General features: G+C 59.8%; 19 protein-coding genes. 11 read left to right on the plus strand and 8 right to left on the minus strand.

Translation table 11 applies throughout. The features are described from left to right. The first annotated feature begins 26 nt into the window (after window positions 1–26). Window positions 27–311 carry a copper-binding protein gene (locus QD461_RS18570; protein WP_414089075.1) on the plus strand — a complete coding sequence of 95 codons (285 nt, stop codon included), beginning with the start codon at window positions 27–29 and terminating at the stop codon, window positions 309–311. Window positions 312–378: 67 nt separating this feature from the next. Here the strand turns inward: QD461_RS18570 and QD461_RS18575 are convergent, their stop codons facing one another. From QD461_RS18575 to QD461_RS18595, 5 genes are all read right to left on the minus strand, one after another. Continuing rightward, window positions 379–1,677, minus strand: a complete 1,299-nt coding sequence (locus QD461_RS18575; protein WP_414089076.1) for an L-fuconate dehydratase — start codon at window positions 1,675–1,677, stop codon at window positions 379–381. A 91-nt stretch (window positions 1,678–1,768) separates the two neighbouring features. Next, window positions 1,769–2,713: an ABC transporter substrate-binding protein gene (locus tag QD461_RS18580; RefSeq protein WP_414089077.1), complete on the minus strand. Its 945-nt coding sequence runs from the start codon at window positions 2,711–2,713 to the stop codon at window positions 1,769–1,771. 92 nt (window positions 2,714–2,805) lie between these two features. Next, complete coding sequence (locus QD461_RS18585; protein ID WP_414089078.1) at window positions 2,806–3,807, minus strand: ABC transporter permease; 1,002 nt, start codon at window positions 3,805–3,807, stop codon at window positions 2,806–2,808. Beyond that, window positions 3,804–5,324 (minus strand): sugar ABC transporter ATP-binding protein, encoded by a 1,521-nt coding sequence (locus tag QD461_RS18590; protein ID WP_414089079.1) that lies wholly within the window; start codon window positions 5,322–5,324, stop codon window positions 3,804–3,806. The genes QD461_RS18585 and QD461_RS18590 overlap by 4 nt, the downstream gene beginning before the upstream one ends. 9 nt (window positions 5,325–5,333) lie before the next feature. Further along, window positions 5,334–6,065: an SDR family oxidoreductase gene (locus QD461_RS18595; RefSeq protein ID WP_414089080.1), complete on the minus strand. Its 732-nt coding sequence runs from the start codon at window positions 6,063–6,065 to the stop codon at window positions 5,334–5,336. Between the two features lie 148 nt (window positions 6,066–6,213). On the opposite strand from QD461_RS18595, the gene QD461_RS18600 reads away from it, so the two are divergent. Next, window positions 6,214–6,912 carry a FadR/GntR family transcriptional regulator gene (locus QD461_RS18600; protein WP_414089081.1) on the plus strand — a complete coding sequence of 233 codons (699 nt, stop codon included), beginning with the start codon at window positions 6,214–6,216 and terminating at the stop codon, window positions 6,910–6,912. A gap of 173 nt (window positions 6,913–7,085) precedes the next feature. On the opposite strand, the gene QD461_RS18605 is transcribed toward QD461_RS18600, so the two are convergent. Continuing rightward, a complete protein-coding gene (locus QD461_RS18605; RefSeq protein ID WP_414089082.1) occupies window positions 7,086–8,090 on the minus strand; it encodes a DUF4105 domain-containing protein in 1,005 nt (334 codons plus the stop codon). A gap of 242 nt (window positions 8,091–8,332) precedes the next feature. Continuing rightward, a complete protein-coding gene (locus QD461_RS18610; RefSeq protein ID WP_414089083.1) occupies window positions 8,333–9,244 on the minus strand; it encodes a LysR family transcriptional regulator in 912 nt (303 codons plus the stop codon). A 115-nt stretch (window positions 9,245–9,359) separates the two neighbouring features. On the opposite strand from QD461_RS18610, the gene QD461_RS18615 reads away from it, so the two are divergent. Both QD461_RS18615 and QD461_RS18620 read left to right on the plus strand, forming a co-directional pair. Further along, window positions 9,360–10,721: an MFS transporter gene (locus tag QD461_RS18615; RefSeq protein WP_414089084.1), complete on the plus strand. Its 1,362-nt coding sequence runs from the start codon at window positions 9,360–9,362 to the stop codon at window positions 10,719–10,721. A gap of 34 nt (window positions 10,722–10,755) precedes the next feature. After that, entirely contained in the window at window positions 10,756–11,154 is a 399-nt protein-coding gene (locus QD461_RS18620; RefSeq protein WP_414089085.1) for a DUF4440 domain-containing protein, read from the plus strand. A 162-nt stretch (window positions 11,155–11,316) separates the two neighbouring features. Here QD461_RS18620 and QD461_RS18625 read toward each other — a convergent pair whose 3' ends face one another. Continuing rightward, window positions 11,317–11,715, minus strand: coding sequence for a VOC family protein (locus QD461_RS18625; protein WP_414089086.1), 399 nt, complete (start codon window positions 11,713–11,715; stop codon window positions 11,317–11,319). Between the two features lie 94 nt (window positions 11,716–11,809). Between QD461_RS18625 and QD461_RS18630 the strand changes: the two genes are divergently transcribed. The 7 genes from QD461_RS18630 to QD461_RS18660 all read left to right on the plus strand — a co-directional run bounded on the left by QD461_RS18630 (window position 11,810) and on the right by QD461_RS18660 (window position 18,780). Beyond that, on the plus strand, window positions 11,810–12,523 hold the full coding sequence (locus QD461_RS18630) for a helix-turn-helix transcriptional regulator (RefSeq protein ID WP_414089087.1): 714 nt from the start codon (window positions 11,810–11,812) through the stop codon (window positions 12,521–12,523). Between the two features lie 257 nt (window positions 12,524–12,780). Then, window positions 12,781–13,815 carry an ABC transporter substrate-binding protein gene (locus QD461_RS18635; RefSeq protein ID WP_414089088.1) on the plus strand — a complete coding sequence of 345 codons (1,035 nt, stop codon included), beginning with the start codon at window positions 12,781–12,783 and terminating at the stop codon, window positions 13,813–13,815. 5 nt (window positions 13,816–13,820) lie between these two features. Beyond that, on the plus strand, window positions 13,821–14,639 hold the full coding sequence (locus tag QD461_RS18640; protein ID WP_414089089.1) for an ABC transporter ATP-binding protein: 819 nt from the start codon (window positions 13,821–13,823) through the stop codon (window positions 14,637–14,639). Then, complete coding sequence (locus QD461_RS18645) at window positions 14,636–15,469, plus strand: ABC transporter permease (protein ID WP_184705765.1); 834 nt, start codon at window positions 14,636–14,638, stop codon at window positions 15,467–15,469. Before QD461_RS18640 ends, QD461_RS18645 begins: the two co-directional genes overlap by 4 nt. Window positions 15,470–15,494: 25 nt before the next feature. Beyond that, complete coding sequence (locus tag QD461_RS18650) at window positions 15,495–16,853, plus strand: FAD-dependent oxidoreductase (protein ID WP_414089090.1); 1,359 nt, start codon at window positions 15,495–15,497, stop codon at window positions 16,851–16,853. Then, window positions 16,850–18,007: a CaiB/BaiF CoA transferase family protein gene (locus QD461_RS18655; RefSeq protein WP_414089091.1), complete on the plus strand. Its 1,158-nt coding sequence runs from the start codon at window positions 16,850–16,852 to the stop codon at window positions 18,005–18,007. Before QD461_RS18650 ends, QD461_RS18655 begins: the two co-directional genes overlap by 4 nt. Further along, window positions 18,004–18,780 (plus strand): enoyl-CoA hydratase-related protein, encoded by a 777-nt coding sequence (locus QD461_RS18660; protein WP_414089092.1) that lies wholly within the window; start codon window positions 18,004–18,006, stop codon window positions 18,778–18,780. The genes QD461_RS18655 and QD461_RS18660 overlap by 4 nt, the downstream gene beginning before the upstream one ends. Window positions 18,781–18,804 lie beyond the last annotated feature (24 nt).

An 18,804-nucleotide genomic window follows, 5' to 3' on the forward strand; every position in this document is an offset into this window, starting at 1 on the left:
AACTTTGAAAGATAGGAGACATCAGTATGAAAAATCTGGTCAAAATTGCCCTTGCCGCCGCCCTCACCATTAGTGCCGCCGCGGGCGCCTATGCGCAGGAATTTACCAAGGGCGTGGTGACAAAGATCGACGCCAAGACGAACAAGGTCACGATCAAGCACGAGCAATTGAAGAACCTCGACATGCCAGCCATGACGATGGTGTTCCGCGCCGATGATCCCGCCATCCGCGCGAAACTGAAGGAGGGCGCGAGCATCGAATTCGTTGCCGAACGAGTGGACGGTAAGCTAACGGTTACTCAAGTTAAATAACGTGCAGCGGCTGGGCGCCAACGGTGCCCAGCCGCATCCGGTTCCGATCAAGCGACTGGTTAAGCGGTCAGCCTTGGCCAGATTGGCCGCCGCCAGCCTTGAAGCGATAATCTTCGCGCGACTGTGCCTTCATCTCAATCGAGAAACCCGGCGCATCGGGCGGCATGTAGGCTGCATCCTTGATGACGCATGGATGGAGGAAATGCTCGTGCAGATGATCGACATACTCGATGACCCTGCCCTCTTTCGTCCCGGAAACGCAGAGATAGTCGATCATCGACAGGTGCTGGACATATTCGCAAAGCCCGACGCCGCCGGCATGCGGCCAGACCGGCAACTCGTATTTGGCGGCGATCAGCAGGACAGCGAGAACCTCGTTGAGGCCGCCCATGCGGCAGGCGTCGATCTGCACGATGTCGATGGCGCCTTCGGCGATGAACTGCTTGAATATGATGCGGTTCTGGCACATCTCGCCGGTCGCGACCTTCATCGGCGCGATTGCCTGGCGGATCTTGCGATGCCCGGCAACGTCATCCGGGCTTGTTGGCTCCTCAATGAAGAGCGGCTTGGAAAACGCCAGCTGGCCCAGCCAGTCGATCGCCTGCGGCACGTCCCAGACCTGGTTGGCGTCGATCATCAAATTGCGGTCAGGGCCGATAATTTCTCTTACGATCGTCAGGCGGCGAATGTCGTCCTCCAGATCTCGTCCGACCTTCATTTTGATGTGATTGAAGCCGGCATCGATCGCTTCCTTGCACAGACGCCGCAGCTTTTCCTCAGAATAGCCCAACCAGCCTGCCGATGTCGTATAGCAGCGATATCCCTCGCGCTTTAAGGTCGCGATGCGGTCGGCCTTACCGGCTTCCGCCCGCTTCAGAATATCGAGCGCCTCGTCCGGTGTCAGGACGTCAGTCAGATAGCGGAAATCCACGATCTTCAGGATTTCTTCAGGCGTCATATCGGCCACAAGTTGCCATACGGGCTTGCCTGCCTCTTTCGCCAGCAGATCCCAGATTGCGTTGACGACCGCACCAGCCGCAAGATGCATGGCTCCCTTGTCCGGACCGATCCAGCGCAACTGGCTGTCGCCTGTCAGCCGGCGCCAGGCTGCACCCGGATTTGCGCGGACCTCGTCAAGATCGAGCCCGACGAGAAGATGACGCATGGCCTCAATCGCCGCACAGCAGATCTCGTTGCCGCGACCAATAGTGAAGGTCAGCCCATGTCCATCAAGACCGCGATCAGTTTCCAAGATGACATAGGCAGCCGAATAGTCAGGGTCCGGATTCATCGCGTCCGAACCGTCCAGATGCTGCGAGGTCGGAAAGCGTAGATCTAGCACCTTCAGATCGGTGATGACGGTCATAAATATCTCCTGAGGCGACGGCGACGCGCGACACATCTGGCCGGATACGGATAAGGAGGGGCACCGGCCCTGGCCGGCGCCCCGTTTGCGATTACTTGTAGAGAACGGCGGCGATCTTCGGATCGTCGATGTTCGACTTGTCGTACCAATAGAAGCCGGTATCGATATGTTTGCTCAGCTTCTCACCCTTGGTGGCCTTCACCGCCGCCTCGACGGTCTTGTAGCCGATACCGACCGGATTCTGGGTGATGGAGCCGGCGATCGTTCCGTCCTTGATCGCATCGATCTGACCGGCACCAGAATCGTAGCCGATGACCACAACCTTGCTTTCGGCTTCCTTCTTGCCAATGGCGACGCCGAGCGCTGCGCCCTCATTGGTGCCGAAAATGCCCTTGAGCTTCGGATGCGCCTGGATGATCGCCTTGGTGATGTCGGCCGATTTCGTGTGGTCGCCGCCGCCATACTGGATGTCGACGATGGTGATCTTCGGATACTTGGCCGCAATCTCGCCCTTGAACCCTTCGACACGATCGACGCCTGTGGTGCTCGTCTGATCGTGCCCAACGATTGCGACTTCGCCCTCGCTGCCGATCAGCTCAGCCATCTTGTCGGCGGCAAGCGCTGCCGACGCCTTGCTGTCCGTGGACGCGGTGGTCAGCGGATAATCGCTATCGACGCCGGAATCGAAGGCGATGATCGGAATACCTGCATCCTTGGCCTGCTGGACCAGCGGAATGGCGGCCTGGCTGTCGAGCGCCGCAAGGCCGAGGGCAGCGGGCTTCTTGGCAAGGGCCGCCTGGATCATGTCGAGCTGCTGGTTGATGGCGGATTCGCCCTCAGGTCCCTCATAGCTTACCGTTACGTCAAGGTCCTTGGCGGCCTGTTCGGCGCCCTGGCGCACGGCCTGCCAGAACTGATGCTGATAACCCTTCGAGATCAGCGCGATGTAGGGCTTGTCAGCGGCGTGGGCCATGCCGACGGTTCCGAGGAAAGCGGCTGCGGACATAAGTCCGACAATAGTACGTCTGGTAATCATAACTCCTCCTGTGGGGTAAATTCGATTGACTTGCATGCGGGCGTTCTGCCTCTTTTTGACTGTCTCAACTCTCGACGGGCGCAGTCGGGCGATCAGGCCTTCTTGCGCCAGAAGATGTCCGAATAAACAGCGAGAATGATGATGAGCCCGGTCACCATGACCTGCTTTTCGGAGGCCATGCCGTAGAGGCGCAACCCGTATTGCACCACGCTCATGACGAAGGCGCCGATCATGGTGCCGAGCACCGTCCCACGCCCCCCGGCAAGCGAGGTTCCGCCGATGACGACAGCGGCGATCGCATCGAGCTCGAAGCCCATCCCCTGTGCCGGCTGGGCAGAATTGCCGCGCGAGGCAATGAGCAGTCCCGCGATTGCGCAGATGCCGCCGGCGACCGCGTAGACCGCCATTTTCCAGCGATCGACATTGACGCCCGACAGGCGCAGCGCCTCTTCGTTCGAGCCCAGCGCAAAGATGAAGCGGCCGAACAGCGTGTTGGCGAGGACGAAGGCGACCACGATCGCGACGATCGCCATAATCAAGGCGCTGTTGGCGATCGGCAGACCCGGAATGATGTCCTTGATGATCGAGCCGCTGGCAATCTGCTGGAATTCCGGCGACTGGGTAAAATAGATCGGCTTGGTGTTGGTGATCTGGAGCGAAAGCCCCTTGTAGATCAGCATCATGCCAAGCGTCGTGATGAAGGGAGGGATCTTGGCATAAGCGATCAGGAAGCCGGATATGCCACCGCACACCACGCCGGTGAGGATCGCGCCGACCACGCCAAGCGGCATCGGCAGGCCGAGCCAGGTGATGAACACACCGGCTGCAACCGCGCAGAAGGTCATCAACGTACCGATCGACAGGTCGATGCCGCCGGTGATGATGATCATGGTCGCGGCTATTGCAAGCGTGCCGTTGACGGCCGTCGAGGTGAGAATGTTGGTCAATGTGCTGACCTGAAGGAAATCCTCAGGCTTCACTGCGGCGAAGAGGACGATCAAGACGACCAAGCCACTGAAAGCCAGAAGCTTCTGTCTCGAATCGGAAAACCGTTCTTTCAGCGTTCTCTCGTCGCCGTCGACGTTCGAGGTCATTTGCTTCTTCCTTCTGTGATGGCGCCGTCGCGCAGCGTAGCCAGATGCATGATCTCCTCCTGGGAGGCCCCTGCCGGCAGAAACCCCGTCAACCTACCCTCGCACATGACGGCAATGCGATGGCTGAGCCGCAGGACCTCGGGCAATTCGGACGAAATGACGATGATCGCCTTGCCCTCTGCGGCAAGCTCGTTCAGCAGGCGATAGATTTCAGACTTGGCGCCGATGTCGATACCGCGTGTGGGCTCGTCGAAAATCAGAATGTCGCAATCGCGCAGCAACCATTTTGCAATGACCACCTTCTGCTGATTGCCGCCGGACAGGAAGCGTACTTCCTGGCGATCGGAAGGCGTCTTGATGGCGAGGTCGCCGATATAGCGCCTGGCGATGCGCTGCATCGCGCTTTCGTTCAGAAGGCCGCCGCTTCGCACAAAGCGCGACATGCTTGCCATTGCGATATTGTTGCGGACGTCCATGCCGACCAACAGGCCGTAGCGCTTGCGGTCTTCTGAGAGATAGCCAATGCCAGCCCGCACCCCATGTTGAGGCGAGCGGATGCGCACGGGTTTGCCATGCACCAGCACCTCTCCCGAGACCAGCCGGTCGGCCCCGAATACGGCCCTCGCCACTTCCGTGCGGCCAGCCCCCATCAAGCCGGCGAAGCCGAGAATCTCGCCACGTCGCAGCGTGAAGGAGACGTCGCGCACCATCGTTCCGCGATTGAGCCGCCGCGCCTCGAGTACGATCGGGCTTTGCGAAAGATCCGGCGGGGTTGCGAGCTCACTGGTGATTTCTCGCCCGACCATCATCGAGATGATCTTGCCGACCTCGGTGGTCTTGGCATCGACGGTATCGACGTAGGAGCCGTCACGCATGACGGTCACCCGATCAGCGATGCGCTTTATTTCGTCCATCTTGTGGGAGATGTAGACAATGCCGACGCCTTCGCTCTTTAGCCGATTGATGATGTCGAAGAGGTCGTTGACCTCAGCATCATTCAGAGCCGCCGTCGGCTCATCCATGATCAGGATTCGCGACCGATAGGAGAGCGCCTTGGCGATTTCGACCATCTGCTGCTTGGCGATCGTCAGGCTTTCGACCATGGCTCTCGGGTCGAGATTGAGCCGCATCGAACGGAATATGTCGCGGACCCGCTCATTGAGCTTGCGCTCATCGAGCAGCAGTCCGAAGGCACGACGAGATTCACGTCCGATCAGGATATTCTGGGCCGCCGTCAGATGCGGCATCAGAATAAATTCCTGATGAATGATGCCGATGCCGGCGTCCCGCGCCTTTGCTGGCGAGTTGATGTCGAACTTCTGACCGTCGATCAATATCTCGCCTGTATCCGCCTGGTAGATGCCGGCGAGTATCTTCATCATCGTCGACTTGCCGGCGCCATTCTCTCCCATAAGCGCATGCACTTCGCCGGGGCGCAACTCGAAGCGGGCATGCTGGAGCGCACGCACGCCCGGGAATGTTTTGTCGATACCGGTCATGGAGACGAGAGCGTTCATCTTATCGCCTCAAGCCGTCCAGCCGCCGTCGATGACATGGATTTGTCCAGTCGTGTAGGTCGCGCCGGCGAGATAGAGGGCAAGATCCGCAACCTCCTGCGCGGTCCCGATGCGGCCGATCGGCTGCCGGGCGATGAATGCGCGGCGGGCCGCCTCATAGTCGCCGGTCGCACGCAACCGCTCCTGTAGTGACGGGCTGTCGACCGTGCCGGGACAGATCGCATTGCAGCGAATGCCGTGCGCAACATAGTCCCCGGCGATCGATTTGGTCAGCCCGATCACAGCTGCCTTACTGGCCGAATAGACAAAGCGGTTCGGAACGGCCTTCACGGACGATGCGACGGTCGCCATATTGATGATCGCGCCATCCTTGCGCTCGATCATGCCCGGCAATACCGCCTTGATCGTGCGCACCTGAGCTTTCAGGTTGAGATCGAGCGCGAAATCAAGTTCGGCCTCGGTGCTTTCAAGGATCGTCCCGCCATGAACCACGCCTGCGCAATTGAACAATATGTCGATGCGGCCGATCTCGGCGACTAAGGTGTCCACCGCCGCCGTATCCAGAACATTCAAGATCCGCGTTTCTATCCCGGATAGACCACGCAGCTCGTCGAGCACATCCTTGTTGATATCAGTCGCATAGACGCGGCCGCCAGCGGCGGCAAAGGCCAAAGCGGCGGCGCGGCCAATACCTTGCGCTGCAGCCGTCACGAGACATGTCTTGCCCGTTAGATCCGTCATATCCGCTCCTCCGCCAGACAGCCTTTTCGTGTCGCTGACTGCTCAACTACGGTACAGCCACCTTGCTGTCAAGTGGCCTGACCACCAGGAAGGTAAGTTGACAGCGAACTTCGTTTCTTCCAAATATCTGCGATCAGCGGGACACCACATGACTATGAAACTTCAAGCCGTATCGAACCGGAAACTATATCTTCAAATTGCAGATCAGATTCGCGAGCAGATCGCCGACGGTACCGCACGGCAGGGCGATCAACTTCCGTCCGAGCGCGAGCTTGCTTCGAGCCTCGGCGTATCCCGACCGACAGTGCGAGAGGCACTGATCGCGCTTGAAGTTGCCGGATTAATCGATGTACGCGTCGGCGTCGGCGCTTTCGTCAGCGCCCCGAACCAACCCGTCAACAGTCTTCCAGAAACCGGTCACTCGCCGCTTGAGGTCATGGCCGTGCGCCGCCTGCTGGAACCCGCGGCTGCTGCTTCAGCGGCTGAGAATATCGACGAAGCCGGGAAGGCAAGACTCGTCGCGATCGCCAAGCAGATGCGCGCGGAGACGAAGAGCGGCTCCTGGTCTCCCGAGAACGACCGCGCGCTGCACCTGACCGTGGCTGAGGGCAGCGGCAATGCGCTGCTACGCGAGTTGCTGGATCAATTGTGGAATTCCAGATCGGATGATGTCGACGAAAGGTTCCACCGGCATCTTGCCGATATGGAGAGTGTCCGCCAGCATATTATGGCCGACCATGATCGCGTCGTGAAAGCCATCGTCGCTGGCGATCGACAGGCGGCACGGGACGCCATGGACGCCCATCTCGCCTTTGTCGAAAACGCCATGCTGACCGTCTGGGATTGAACCGCAGATTGGAGCCTGTCGGCACTGGCCTCTCCGGTTATTTTACAGAACGCGCTGCAATGCCGGTCAGTCTGCAACAGGCTGTTGTTGGTGACCGGCGAAAACAAAGGCGCTCTGCGGCTGAGCAAGAGTGACAAAGCGAGACGGAACGCGCTCGCAAGGTGATCTCGCCGCTATTTGTTCGGGTCCGGCACTCCCTCTCTGATTTTTGCCGAAAAACCCGGCATCAGGCCAAACGCCTTTGCACGCTCGTTGATGCGCGAACGCTCGCGTAGCTCCGCCAGCGGCAACCTGGTATCGACACGCTGCTGATCGTAGAGATAGCCGGGCAGATAACCATTGACCAGCAGGCGCCAGTCGTTCGGCACATTGGCGCCGACGAGTCGTAAAATCCGAACGATTGCCGTCGTGCAATTGGTGGTGATCGAATTGTAGAATTGCGGTTTGGCGGCAAGCGCATTTGCGTCGTTGACATAGCCGACCAATATCGCCCGAATATCCTCGGGCGGCACCTTCAAGCGATAGAGATACACGTCCTCGCCGCGCACGTTGGTGCGCAGGCCGATGACGTCGCGTTCGTCGGCTGCAATCACGATGAGTGTATCGGTCTTAAAGGCATCGGCAATCGGCGAATAGGACCCGCCCACCGGATACCTAACTTCAATGGACCAGGCGATCTGCTCACCGTCTTCGAAGCCGAAGCTCATCATCGTATGCGCCATGGTGGGGCCGGCCCAATAGGACATGAACAGGTCGACGCTGCGCAACTTCGACAGATCGTAGCTGCGCGTTTCCCATTTTTCGGTATGGTCGGTCATGGAACGCCAGTCGAAATTGCGCACACCGGTCAGAACCAAGCGATCGCCTTCGATCTTGCCGGTTACTTGCTGCGCATCCTCCGGCACAAAGGTGATGTCATGTGGCGGCGTGATGGTGCTCCACCAGATCAGAACCGCGGCAAATGTAGCGGCAAAGATGACAAAGACGAGCCAGCGCAGTCTCGTAAACAGGGCAATGAGTGTCAATAATCCGAAGATGCAAAAGAGCGCGGCAACGGCGATGGGGCCAGGTTGCGGCATCTGCAGGCGGTAAAAAGCTGCGAGCGCCGTCCAGATGCTTGCCAGGAGCACGGCCAGAAACAGGAACGTAACGACGACAAAAAGACCAAAGCGGCGCATGGAAACTCCGAGATGTGACATCGTCTTGTATTACTACGGCCACGCGACTTGCGTCGTAGGATCCGCAAGTGTTGCAGGGACGTGCCGAAAATGAAAGCTGGACGCCACAACAACCCTACGCGCTCTTTTGTGGACCATTCGCCGCCAGGGCGCAATTCCGACAACAGCTGTCCCCAGCAGATGAAAGCGTCGGCTTCAGCTGTGATGCGACCGAGGGGACAAGACATCCGGCCATGGCGAAGTCAACGGCCGACATGATCCTTGAGGAAGCGGAGCCAGGCCCGGATTTTCTGCGGAACCACGGGTACGGGCAGATGCATGGCGTAGATCTGCTGATCGGGGAAGCGATAGGATGGCAAGACGTCGACCAGCGCTCCGCTGCCAAGTTCCGGCGCGACAAACCAATCCGGCAGAAGCGCGAGCCCCGCGCCCGAGACCGTCAGTGCCTTGACCACCGATGCGTTATTGACGAGAAACCGAGACCTGCGCGGCACCTCGAACGGGCATTCGCGCCCGTGACTATCGAACATGGTCCAGCTCTTCACATGTTCGACGGTGGCGTTGCTTATGTGCGGCAGCATACCCAACATCGCGGGAGTGTCGACAATGCCCCGCTCAAAACTGGCAATGAGCCCGGGCGAAGCAACAGGCCTCAGCCGATATGTTGTCAGGTGCACACCCGCATAGGGCGACGTCTGGAATTGTTCGTTGCGCCCCATGCGGATCGCCACATCGAAACGCTCTCGCAATAGATCGACATTCGTCGAGCCCGCTTCGAACTGGATATCGAGATCCGGATGAAGGGCGGCGAATTTCTGAAGCGCCGGAGCGATCACGGAGACGCCATATTCCACCGTTGATGTCAGCCGCAAACTTCCGCTCAGTCCCGTTTGGGCCATGCGCGCCTCGGAAATCGCGTCGTCGGCTTCGTTGAGGATGCGAAGGCAGCGCGCATAGAATCGCTCACCCGCATCGGTAAGGGCAAGGCTGCGCGTGGTGCGATGGAGAAGCGTGCCCCCCAATTCGCTTTCAAGCTGCTTGACATTGAAGCTGACGGCAGCTCTGGCCTGATTGAGCTTCCGGGCGGCAGCCGTGAACGATCCCGTTTCCACGACAGCACGGAAAACCGTCAGTCGATCAAGACTAACACCCATTGTTTTCCTCCAATTGGTAAGAATTTTCGACAGATGATGTCGAATTGTATCGCCTATGCGTGCAACAGGAAAGGAAATATCCGGGTAAGCGTGATCTCAATCAAAGGCTTTCCCCTTGTCTGTCCGCTCCCGCATAGCCACCCTTTACCTCCTGGGCTTCGCTGTCGATCTCGCCAACATGTTCATCTTCAACGCCGCTCTGCCAGCACTGCAACGAGAGCTCGACGCATCAGTCGCGCAGCTTGCCTGGGTCGGCACCATCTACATGCTCGGCCTGACGGTCGCGATTCCTGTGGGGAGCTGGCTCGCGCGCCGCGTCGGTGAGCGTCGCGTCTTCATCTCCTCGCTGCTCGTCGTGGCGGCAGGCGGCATCGGCGGTGGTACCGCCACCGGGATTGCAGCACTTCTCGCCTGGCGACTGGTACAGGGTTTGGGCGGCGGGCTCCTCGTACCGGTCGGTCAGAGCATGGCCTATCGGGCTTACCCACCGCAGGACCGCGCCCATCTGACGGCGGTGGTCATGACCGTTGCACTGCTGGTGCCGGCACTCTCACCCGCCATCGGTGGCATCGCCGTGGATCATCTGTCCTGGCGCTGGGTATTCATCTGCATTGCACCGCTTGCTGCGGCGATTGCTGCCCTGACCCTTGTCTGGGCGCCAACTGACAGACCAAGCGAATCCAGACCAGCGCTTGACATTGCCGGCTTCCTGCTGAGCGCCATCACCTTGTTCTGCCTGCCCCTTGGATTGACCCTCATTAGCCAAGCAGGAAGCGCCCCTCACGCTGCAGTCGCGCTTGCAGTCGCGATCGCAGCGGGCGCAGCCTATGTCCATCATGCGCTTCGCTCGCGCGAGCCGCTGCTCGATCTGCGCCTGCTGTCCGATCCGATGCTCAGAACCGGCAGCATAATCTATCTCTGCGTACCGGGCGTGTTCACGGGTGTGAACCTGGTCGCCTCGCTTTACCTGCAGAATCGTTTGGGTCTGACCGCCACCGAGACGGGAATGCTGATGCTTCCATGGGCCGGCGCATCCTTCGTCGCGATCATGTCAACCCGGCGGCTATTTGCGTCGCAAGGCCCAAGGCCACTCTTCCTCGCTGGAATTGTTGTCACGTCGCTTGGCGTACTGCTGTTGGCCACACCATTTGCAGGGCTGCCGATGGTGAGAATTTTATCCTTTGCCGCTATGGGCTTCGGAGCGAGCCTTTGCACGAGCACGGCGCAGACGGCGGCCTTCACGTCAGTCCGGACGGACCGGATGGCGGAGGCAAGCGCGCTTTGGAACATCAACCGGCAGCTCAGCTTCTCGCTCGGCGCGAGCATGCTCGGCGGCTTGCTCGGGCTGCTTCTCGCTGGAAGCGACAATGCGGGCGATCCTGCGCCGTATCGGTACTGCTTCGTGATTGCGGCCCTTCTGATCGTTCTTCCACTGCCCTTCGTTCTGCGCCTGCAATCCGGCGACGGGCACGCCTGATCATCGTCCAACCTCATCCGGCAAGGAGCCTGATATGACTGACACCAACAAACTGTTCGAGGAAATCATCGAGACCTGTGCGGCAATAGAAGCGTGGTTCACGGCGGAGGCGCAGCCTTCAGATCTCGCCCTGCTGCTCGACCGTTTCTCACCGGAGTTTCGCATGATCACCATGCAGGGGGGCGTTCTCGACAAACAGGCCGTGACCGATTTCTTTGGCCCGCTGCGCGGGAAAAGCCCAAAGCTGCGCATAGTGGTCGACGAGATCGAGATCGTCAGGCAATGGACTGAGGGGGCTTGCCTCACCTATCGCGAAACGCAATCGGATGCAGATAGAATTCAAAGCGTCAGGCGCTCGACCGTCGTGCTCGAAGCACTCCCCGACCAACCACTACGGTGGCGGCATCTGCAGGAAACACAGGTCTCGGCCTAGGTCAACTCGACGTGACCCTCCGACAGCGTTTGATGGTGGTCGAATGACGAGTATGCGACGGCAACCTTACGTGTCGAACGCTGGCGGATTTGCTTGCATACTCGGTCGGAACATAAAGAGGGCGGCTCAACAGCCGCCCGCTTCTTCGACGATGGTCCGATGTCAACGGGTGGCGAAACGCTGCTTGGCGGCATCGGTGACGGGCGTGTAAAGACTGACAAGCGTGCCTTCCGGATCGCGCAATTGTGCCGCCTTGTTGCCCCATGGCATCATTTTCGGCTCATGCACGACGTCGGCCCAGTCCTTTAGCCGCAGGAAATCGCGATCGACGTCATCGACCTGAAACTCGATGATCAGCGAGCGATTGGCTCGGGGCTCGGCACTTCCCTCCTTGAACAGGGCGACAGTCTCCGCGCTTCCGATCGCAAGCGCGGCGGCGGGGGTAACGATTTCAGCGAAGACGGGTGCCAGCCACTCGGCCTTCTGGCCGGTGAGTGCTTCATAGAAGCTGACGACCTTCTTGATGTCTGCTGCGATCAGGCGGGTGGATGCTAGTTTCATCGGCTACTCCTTCGGCGCGTAAGATGCTGGGCGCCTCGAAGACCCTTGTCGCACGGGCCTGTTGCCACCATACTGGCAGCAGGAGTCAGTAAGCATGCGTCGTGCCGATCGTTTGTTTCAAATCATCCAGATCTTGCGCAGGTCGAGCAGGCCGGTGACCGCTGCTGCACTGGCGGAGGAGCTCGAGATCTCGAAACGAACGGTTTATCGCGATGTAGCGGATCTCATGAGCCAGCGAGTTCCGATCGAGGGAGAAGCCGGCTTCGGATACATCCTCTCGTCCGATTTCGACATGCCACCGCTCATGCTGACACGCGAAGAGATCGAGGCGGTAATGCTCGGCGCACAATGGGTGGCGGGACGAGCCGACAAGGCTCTTGCCAACGCCGCTCGCGATGTCGCTGCGAAGATCGCCGCGATGGTTCCCGAACACCTGCGCCCCTACATTGTCGAACCGAGCGTAGGCGCCAAGCCCGCAATCCAGCAACCCGAAGAGGAGAGCATCGATCCGTCGATGCTTCGGGCTGCCGTGCGCGAGGGGAGGAAACTTCGGCTGCGCTACCGATCGGACGCAGGTAAGGAAACGCTGAGAACCGTATGGCCCGTTATCCTCGGCTACGCGGAGACCAGCCGGATTCTGGTGGCGTGGTGCGAGCTGCGCCAGGGTTTTCGCCATTTCCGCACCGAGCGGATCCTTGCAGCTGACATGCTCGAGGAAGGGCATGGCCTTCGTCCCGGCGAGCTGCGCCGCCGCTGGTCTTCCTGGCGAGATGCGAGCCTACAGCAATCCAAACGCACCGCAGATTGAGTGGCAGGAGCAATCACCGATCCGGCCTCTTGCAAGTCTCGCCTCATGCCGTCCGTGGAATGAGGGCTAAGGCGGCATCCCACCCATCAGATGCCCCATTTGTCCAATGTCGTCCATGAGGGATAGCGTTGCCGTTTCGGCAATCGATAATACGCATAATTGTTCTTTATTAGAACGCTAAATTCCCGCATCATCACACCATTGGTGGATAACGAGACGAAAAGTCCGATCGCCCAATCAAAAGGGGAACTGTCAGAATGTCTCAATTCATGATGAATCGCCGCCGTTTTCTCTCCAATGCTGCGTTGGTCGGAGGTCTCGCCGCAACCCAAACTTTCGTTGGCGTCCGTGCCGGCAAGGCGGCCGATGTCGCCGAGGTTCGCATGCAGCTCGGCTGGCTTGCTTCCAACGGCCTGCTGGGCGAGGTTACCGCGCAGAAGAAGGGTTTTTTCGCCGAACAGGGCATCAATCTCACCATCATTCCCGGCGGCCCGAATGTCGATGGCGTCGCCGGCGTTGCCGCCGGCCAATCCGCGATCGGCCAGATCTCCTCAAGTCCGTCAGTTATGCTCGCCCGTTCCGCCGGCATGCCGGTCAAGGCGTTTCTTGCCGGATACCGTAAGCATCCATTTACATATTTCTCGTTGAAGAAATCAGCGATCCGTGAGCCGAAGGATATGATCGGCAAGACGATCGCCACACAGCCGACCGCATTCATTCTTCTGCGTGCCCTCCTCGCTCAAAACGGTATTCCGGAGGACAAGGTGAAGATGGTCAACATGGGTTCCGACATGAACCAGCTGATCACCGGTCAGGCCGATGCCGTAACCGGCTGGGTGACGAACACCAATGCGCTGAAGGTGCTCGGAGACGAGCGCGTCGACATGATGCTCTGGGATGCGGGCCTGAAGCTCTACGCAAACGTCTACTACACGACCGACGAGCAGCTCGACAAGCATTCCGACGTGCTGGTGCGCTTCACCACGGCCGCCGCCAAGGGCTGGGGCTATGTGCGCGACCATCCGGAAGAAGCCGTCGACATGCTGGTTGAGGCCTATCCCAATCTCGACAAGGCGAGCGAGCTCGGGGCCGTCCATTCAGTCATCGACTTCTCCTTCGGCGACAGCACCAAGCAGACCGGCTGGGGCGCGATGAACAAGGACAATTGGGCCGCCCAGATCAAGGCCTATGCCGATCTCAAGCAATTTACCGGTGCCACACCGACCGTCGACGACGTCGCCACCATGGCGATCCTCGACGCAACATCAGAAATCCGCAAGCAGATCGGGTGACCGTCATGATGAGCGCCGCTACCATCCAACAGCCGCAGCCGCTTCCAGCACCCGAAACGGCGAGACTTGCCGTCTCCGTTCGCGATCTCGACATTCGCTTCGGCGACAAAGGCAATGAATTCACCGCCCTCTCCAATGTCTCGGTCGACATTCCGGAAGGATCGTTCGTCACCATGCTCGGGCCGTCGGGTTGCGGCAAGTCGACCCTGCTGCGCTGCATTGCCGATCTCGTTCATATCAGTGATGGTTCGGTTTCGGTATTCGGTCGCCCACCACGCCAGGCACGCGAGGGACGTGACTTTGCCTTCGTTTTTCAGGAAGCGACATTGCTGCCGTGGCGCAGCGTTATCGACAATGTCCGCCTTCCCCTTGAGGTGGGCAAACACAACAAGAGTTCCTATGCCGACCCCATGGAACTGCTGGCGCTTGTCGGCCTGAAGGGGCGCGAAAATGCCCTGCCGCACGAATTGTCCGGTGGTATGCGCCAGCGGGTCGCCATCGCCCGCGCCCTTGTGACCAAGCCGCGCATTCTTTTGATGGATGAGCCATTCGGCGCTCTCGACGAAATCACCCGCGACAAGCTCAATGAGGAACTCTTGCGCATATGGCGCGAGACGGGCACGACCATCGTCTTCGTCACCCACTCCATCCCCGAGGCCGTGTTCCTCGGCGAACATGTGCTGATGCTTCAGGCGCACCCGGGCAGGGTGAAGGAATATATGAAGGTCGACCTCCCCTATCCGCGCGCTCTTGCGATGCGCGATACGGTCGACTTCATCAAAGTGACCGCGCATCTACGCTCGCTGCTGGAGGAATGCATATGAGCAATGCCGTCCACTCCGACATTGGCCGCATCGCCAATGCGCCGCGCAAGGTCGCCATCCTCGACGCAACCGTCGGCGTCGTTTCCTCGCATATGCCGGCAATCCTTGCGGCACTTGGCTGCATCGCACTGTGGCAGGCGGTCATCTGGATTTTCAAGATCCCGACCTTCATGGCGCCAAGCCCACTCGACGTCCTCTATGCGTTTCGCGACAATGCCGCGACGCTCACCAGAAACGTCCTGCCGACAGTGCTTGAGGCCGTTCTCGGCTTTATCTTCGGCAATCTCATCGCTATCCTTTTGGCGATCTGGTTCGTCCACAGCAAAACCGCGGAAAAGGCCTTCTATCCGATCGCCGTCTTCATCAAGGCGATCCCGATCATCGCGCTTGCGCCGATCCTCGTCTTGATTTTTGGCAACGGCGTTGCCCCAAAGATCATCATTGCCGGCCTCATCTGCTTCTTCCCGACGCTGGTCAATATGGTCCAGGGACTTCGCTCGGCAAGCCCTGCGATGCTTGACCTGATGCGGGTGCTATCGGCCAGCAACTCCGAAATCCTCTGGAAGGTTCGCCTCCCCAGCTCGCTGCCATTCCTGTTCGCCGCCTTGAAGATCGCGGCAACCAGCAGCGTCATGGGAGCAATCGTGGCGGAGTGGATCGGTTCCAGCTTCGGGCTCGGCGCGCTCATCATCGAGGCGACTTATAATTTCCGCTCGCCACTGCTTTACGCAACGGTTGTCATCGCTGCACTTTTGGCCGTGATCCTCTTCTTCATCGTCTCTGTTGCCGAGGCGAAGATGATCCGCTGGAAGCCGGCCGGGCAGCACTGAACCCAAAAACATCGAGGAAACACCAATGGAACAGGTTATTCACCAGCCTGCACGGGATATCCGTGTCGTCGATCGCTCCGATGTGGTTGTCGTCGGCGGAGGCCCGGCCGGGATTGCAGCAGCGGTATCAGCGGCGCGCAACGGCGCAAGCGTCACTCTCCTTGAGCGCTATCCCTATGTCGGCGGGCTTGCTGCCGGCGGCATGGTGCTGGTGCTCGACGACATGATCAACGAGCTCGAAATCACCGTGCGCGGCATCTGCATGGAAATGATCGAGCGGATGAAGCGTTGGGGGCTCTGCGTGACGCCGACCGACCGCGATCGCCTGATCGAATTTCGCGACACGCCGGAGGCCTGGCAGCGATGGGCACGCTGGGGCCTCTTCGACTTCCATACGCAGTCGATGCCGCATCCGATCTGCTTTTCGGCGGCCTTCGATCCCGACGCCTTCAAGCGCGCCGCCTATGACATGATCGGTGAGGCCAAGATCAAGCTTAGAACCCATAGCTGGTTCTCCTCGACAATCGTCGAGGGTGGAGCAATCAAGGGCGTGATCTGCCAGACGAAGGAGGGCATGCAGGCGATCCTCGGCGATGTCGTCATCGACACGACAGGCGATCTCGATGTCGCCGCAAGTGCTGGCGCATCCCATGTCGACTCCAACTTCATCCTGACGACGGTGTCGCGCTGGGGCGGGGTCGATACGGAAGCGGCGGAGCGCTTCGAACAGCAGGAGCCGGAAGCCTTCAAGGCGCTCGATCACGAAGCCAAACGGCTGATCGGCGGGTGCTGGTCCTTCTGGTGGCTGAAGACGCCGCTGCCAGGCGTCGTCTGGCTGAACTGCCCGCATATGCCAACGCTAAGCGGCCTCAAGGTCGAAGACTTGACCAAGGCGGAGATGGAAGGCCGCGCGCGGATCGCCAAGCTGCTCGACTTTGCTCGCGAAAAGATGCCGGGCTTCGAAAATGCCTATGTCGTCGATTTCGCGCCGCAGACCGGTGTGCGCCAAACGCGATTGTTGCAGGGCGATTATGTCGTGACGAAGGACGACGTCATGACCCGCCGCCATTTCGCCGACACGGTCTGCCGCGGCCGCGACTACTACACACCCTATCGCGCCATGCTGCCGAAGGAGATCGATCAGCTGATCGTCGCTGGCCGGCACTATTCGGCAACACCGCAGGCGCAGAAATCCAGCCGCGAGATCCCCCCCTGCATGGCAATGGGCGAAGCGGCAGGTGTCGCCGCAACCGTTGCCCTCAACGCCGGCACGACCGTTCGCAAGGCCGATATCCGGGCAATTCAGAAGCAGATGCGGGCCCAGGGCGCCGATCCCGGCGACATTCCCTCGGAAAACGCGACATATTTGGAGGCAGCAGAATGACGACTTTACCCCTCGACGGAATCCGCGTGATCGATTTCACCCAGGTGATGCTCGGTCCCTCCTGCACGCAGGTTCTGGCCGACTATGGCGCCGAAGTCATCAAGATCGAGAAGGTGAAGATCGGCGATCTCTCGCGCTGGTCGCTCGGCTCAGATCCCGACGGGCTCAACAACCCAGTCTTCTGCTCCTTGAACCGCAACAAGAAGAGCCTGGCCTTGGATCTGAAAGAGGTAAGCGCCCGCAAGACAGTCCAGGCGCTGCTCGAAACGGCCGATGTGGTCGTCAACAACTTCCGACCTGGCGTCATGGAGCGCATGGGTTTCGGCTATGAAGACCTGAAGAAGATCAATTCTCGCCTGATCTATGCTGTCGGTACCGGTTTCGGGCTGACCGGCCCCTATCAGCACAAAGGCGGCCAGGATGTACTGGCGCAGGCGGTTTCCGGCGTCATGCGCCGCAAGTCAGACAACAGCCACCCAACGTCGATCTATGCGACGCCGCTCGCCGATTATTCCGCCGGCATGCATCTCGTCCAGGGCATTCTGCTCGCCCTTTTACAACGCGACAAGACAGGAGAAGGCCAGCAGGTTGCCGTCAGCCTCTACAACTCCATGATCGCCATGCAGATGCAGGAAGGCACAACGCATCTGATGCGGCAAAGGGATCTGAATTGGGGGGCTTTCCCGCTGACGGGCGTCTTCGAGACGACGGACAGCGCAATCGTCATGGTCGGCGCCTTCAAGCCAAATCCCTTGCGCGACATCTGCGAGGCGCTTGAGATCGAGGACCTCTCGCAATATCCGCAATACAAGGATTTCGATGCACAGATGGCGCGGCGGCCGGAGCTGCAGGCCATCTTTCGTGAGAACTTCGCCAAGAACAGTACCAACCACTGGATCGCACGGCTGGAAGGCGTCGACATCCTCTGCGCACCCGTGCGTTCGCTGCCCGAGGCACTCAAGGACGAGCAGACCATTATCAATAAAATGATCCTCGAGGCAGGAGAAACCGCAGCCGGTCCGATCCGACTGATCGGTTCGCCGATCGACTTGTCCGCTGCCCAGGTGACGGTGCGGATTTCGCCACCGCAGCTCGGACAGCACAATGACGAGATTCTGGCCTCGCTTTCCGCAGTACAGGGAGACGCGGCATGAGCGCCTCCTTCAAAATAAAGGACCGCGTTGCCCGCGTCACGCTTGATCGGCCCGACCGGATGAACGCCGTCGATGCCGAAACCGAAGCCGAACTCGAGGCGATCTGGACAGAGATCGAGAGACGCGACGACATCAGCTGCGTCGTGCTGACCGGCTCCGGCGAGAAAGCCTTCTGCGCAGGCGCCGATCTGAAGGGCGGCAGCGGCAGTTCCGGTGTCGACTACTGGACGGTCGGACGGGAAAACGGGTTCGGCGGCCTTGCCTTCCGTCGCTCGCTCGACGTGCCCGTGATTGCCCGCGTCAATGGTTATGCACTTGGCGGTGGTTTCGAGATGGTGCTCGGTTGCGACATCGTCATCGCCGTGGAAACGGCACGCTTCGGTCTGCCCGAAGCTCGCGTCGGCCGCATGCCGCTCGATGGCGGCATGGTGCTCCTCCAGCGCAAGATCCCGTTCAACCGCGCCATGGCCGTGATGCTGACCGGTCGGCAGTTCAGCGCGCAGGAAATGGCAAGCTATGGCATCATCAACGAGGTTGTATCGGCGGCCGAACTCGATGCGGCCGTCGATCGCTGGACCTCCGACATCGTCGCCTGTGCGCCACTGTCGCTGCGCGCCATCAAGCAGACGGTCAATCGCACCGCGCATTTGAGCCCGGCGGAGGCTCAGGCGCTCAGGACGCCAGCGCTCATCAAGGCGTTGAAGAGCGAGGACGCCATGGAGGGTGTAGCGGCATTTCGGGAGAAGCGAGCGCCCGTTTGGCGCGGCATATAGGCGTGCTATAGCTTCGAGATCGCC

This window comes from Rhizobium sp. BR 314, assembly GCF_047445805.1.
Classification (GTDB): domain Bacteria; phylum Pseudomonadota; class Alphaproteobacteria; order Rhizobiales; family Rhizobiaceae; genus Rhizobium; species Rhizobium lusitanum_B.

Coding starts and splice junctions, on each gene's coding strand:
- QD461_RS18570 (WP_414089075.1), top strand. CDS start 27: ATGAAAAATCTGGTCAAAATTGCCCTTGCCGCCGCCCTCACCATTAGT.
- QD461_RS18575 (WP_414089076.1), bottom strand. CDS start 1,677: ATGACCGTCATCACCGATCTGAAGGTGCTAGATCTACGCTTTCCGACC.
- QD461_RS18580 (WP_414089077.1), bottom strand. CDS start 2,713: ATGATTACCAGACGTACTATTGTCGGACTTATGTCCGCAGCCGCTTTC.
- QD461_RS18585 (WP_414089078.1), bottom strand. CDS start 3,807: ATGACCTCGAACGTCGACGGCGACGAGAGAACGCTGAAAGAACGGTTT.
- QD461_RS18590 (WP_414089079.1), bottom strand. CDS start 5,324: ATGAACGCTCTCGTCTCCATGACCGGTATCGACAAAACATTCCCGGGC.
- QD461_RS18595 (WP_414089080.1), bottom strand. CDS start 6,065: ATGACGGATCTAACGGGCAAGACATGTCTCGTGACGGCTGCAGCGCAA.
- QD461_RS18600 (WP_414089081.1), top strand. CDS start 6,214: ATGACTATGAAACTTCAAGCCGTATCGAACCGGAAACTATATCTTCAA.
- QD461_RS18605 (WP_414089082.1), bottom strand. CDS start 8,090: ATGCGCCGCTTTGGTCTTTTTGTCGTCGTTACGTTCCTGTTTCTGGCC.
- QD461_RS18610 (WP_414089083.1), bottom strand. CDS start 9,244: ATGGGTGTTAGTCTTGATCGACTGACGGTTTTCCGTGCTGTCGTGGAA.
- QD461_RS18620 (WP_414089085.1), top strand. CDS start 10,756: ATGACTGACACCAACAAACTGTTCGAGGAAATCATCGAGACCTGTGCG.
- QD461_RS18625 (WP_414089086.1), bottom strand. CDS start 11,715: ATGAAACTAGCATCCACCCGCCTGATCGCAGCAGACATCAAGAAGGTC.
- QD461_RS18630 (WP_414089087.1), top strand. CDS start 11,810: ATGCGTCGTGCCGATCGTTTGTTTCAAATCATCCAGATCTTGCGCAGG.
- QD461_RS18635 (WP_414089088.1), top strand. CDS start 12,781: ATGTCTCAATTCATGATGAATCGCCGCCGTTTTCTCTCCAATGCTGCG.
- QD461_RS18640 (WP_414089089.1), top strand. CDS start 13,821: ATGATGAGCGCCGCTACCATCCAACAGCCGCAGCCGCTTCCAGCACCC.
- QD461_RS18645 (WP_184705765.1), top strand. CDS start 14,636: ATGAGCAATGCCGTCCACTCCGACATTGGCCGCATCGCCAATGCGCCG.
- QD461_RS18650 (WP_414089090.1), top strand. CDS start 15,495: ATGGAACAGGTTATTCACCAGCCTGCACGGGATATCCGTGTCGTCGAT.
- QD461_RS18655 (WP_414089091.1), top strand. CDS start 16,850: ATGACGACTTTACCCCTCGACGGAATCCGCGTGATCGATTTCACCCAG.
- QD461_RS18660 (WP_414089092.1), top strand. CDS start 18,004: ATGAGCGCCTCCTTCAAAATAAAGGACCGCGTTGCCCGCGTCACGCTT.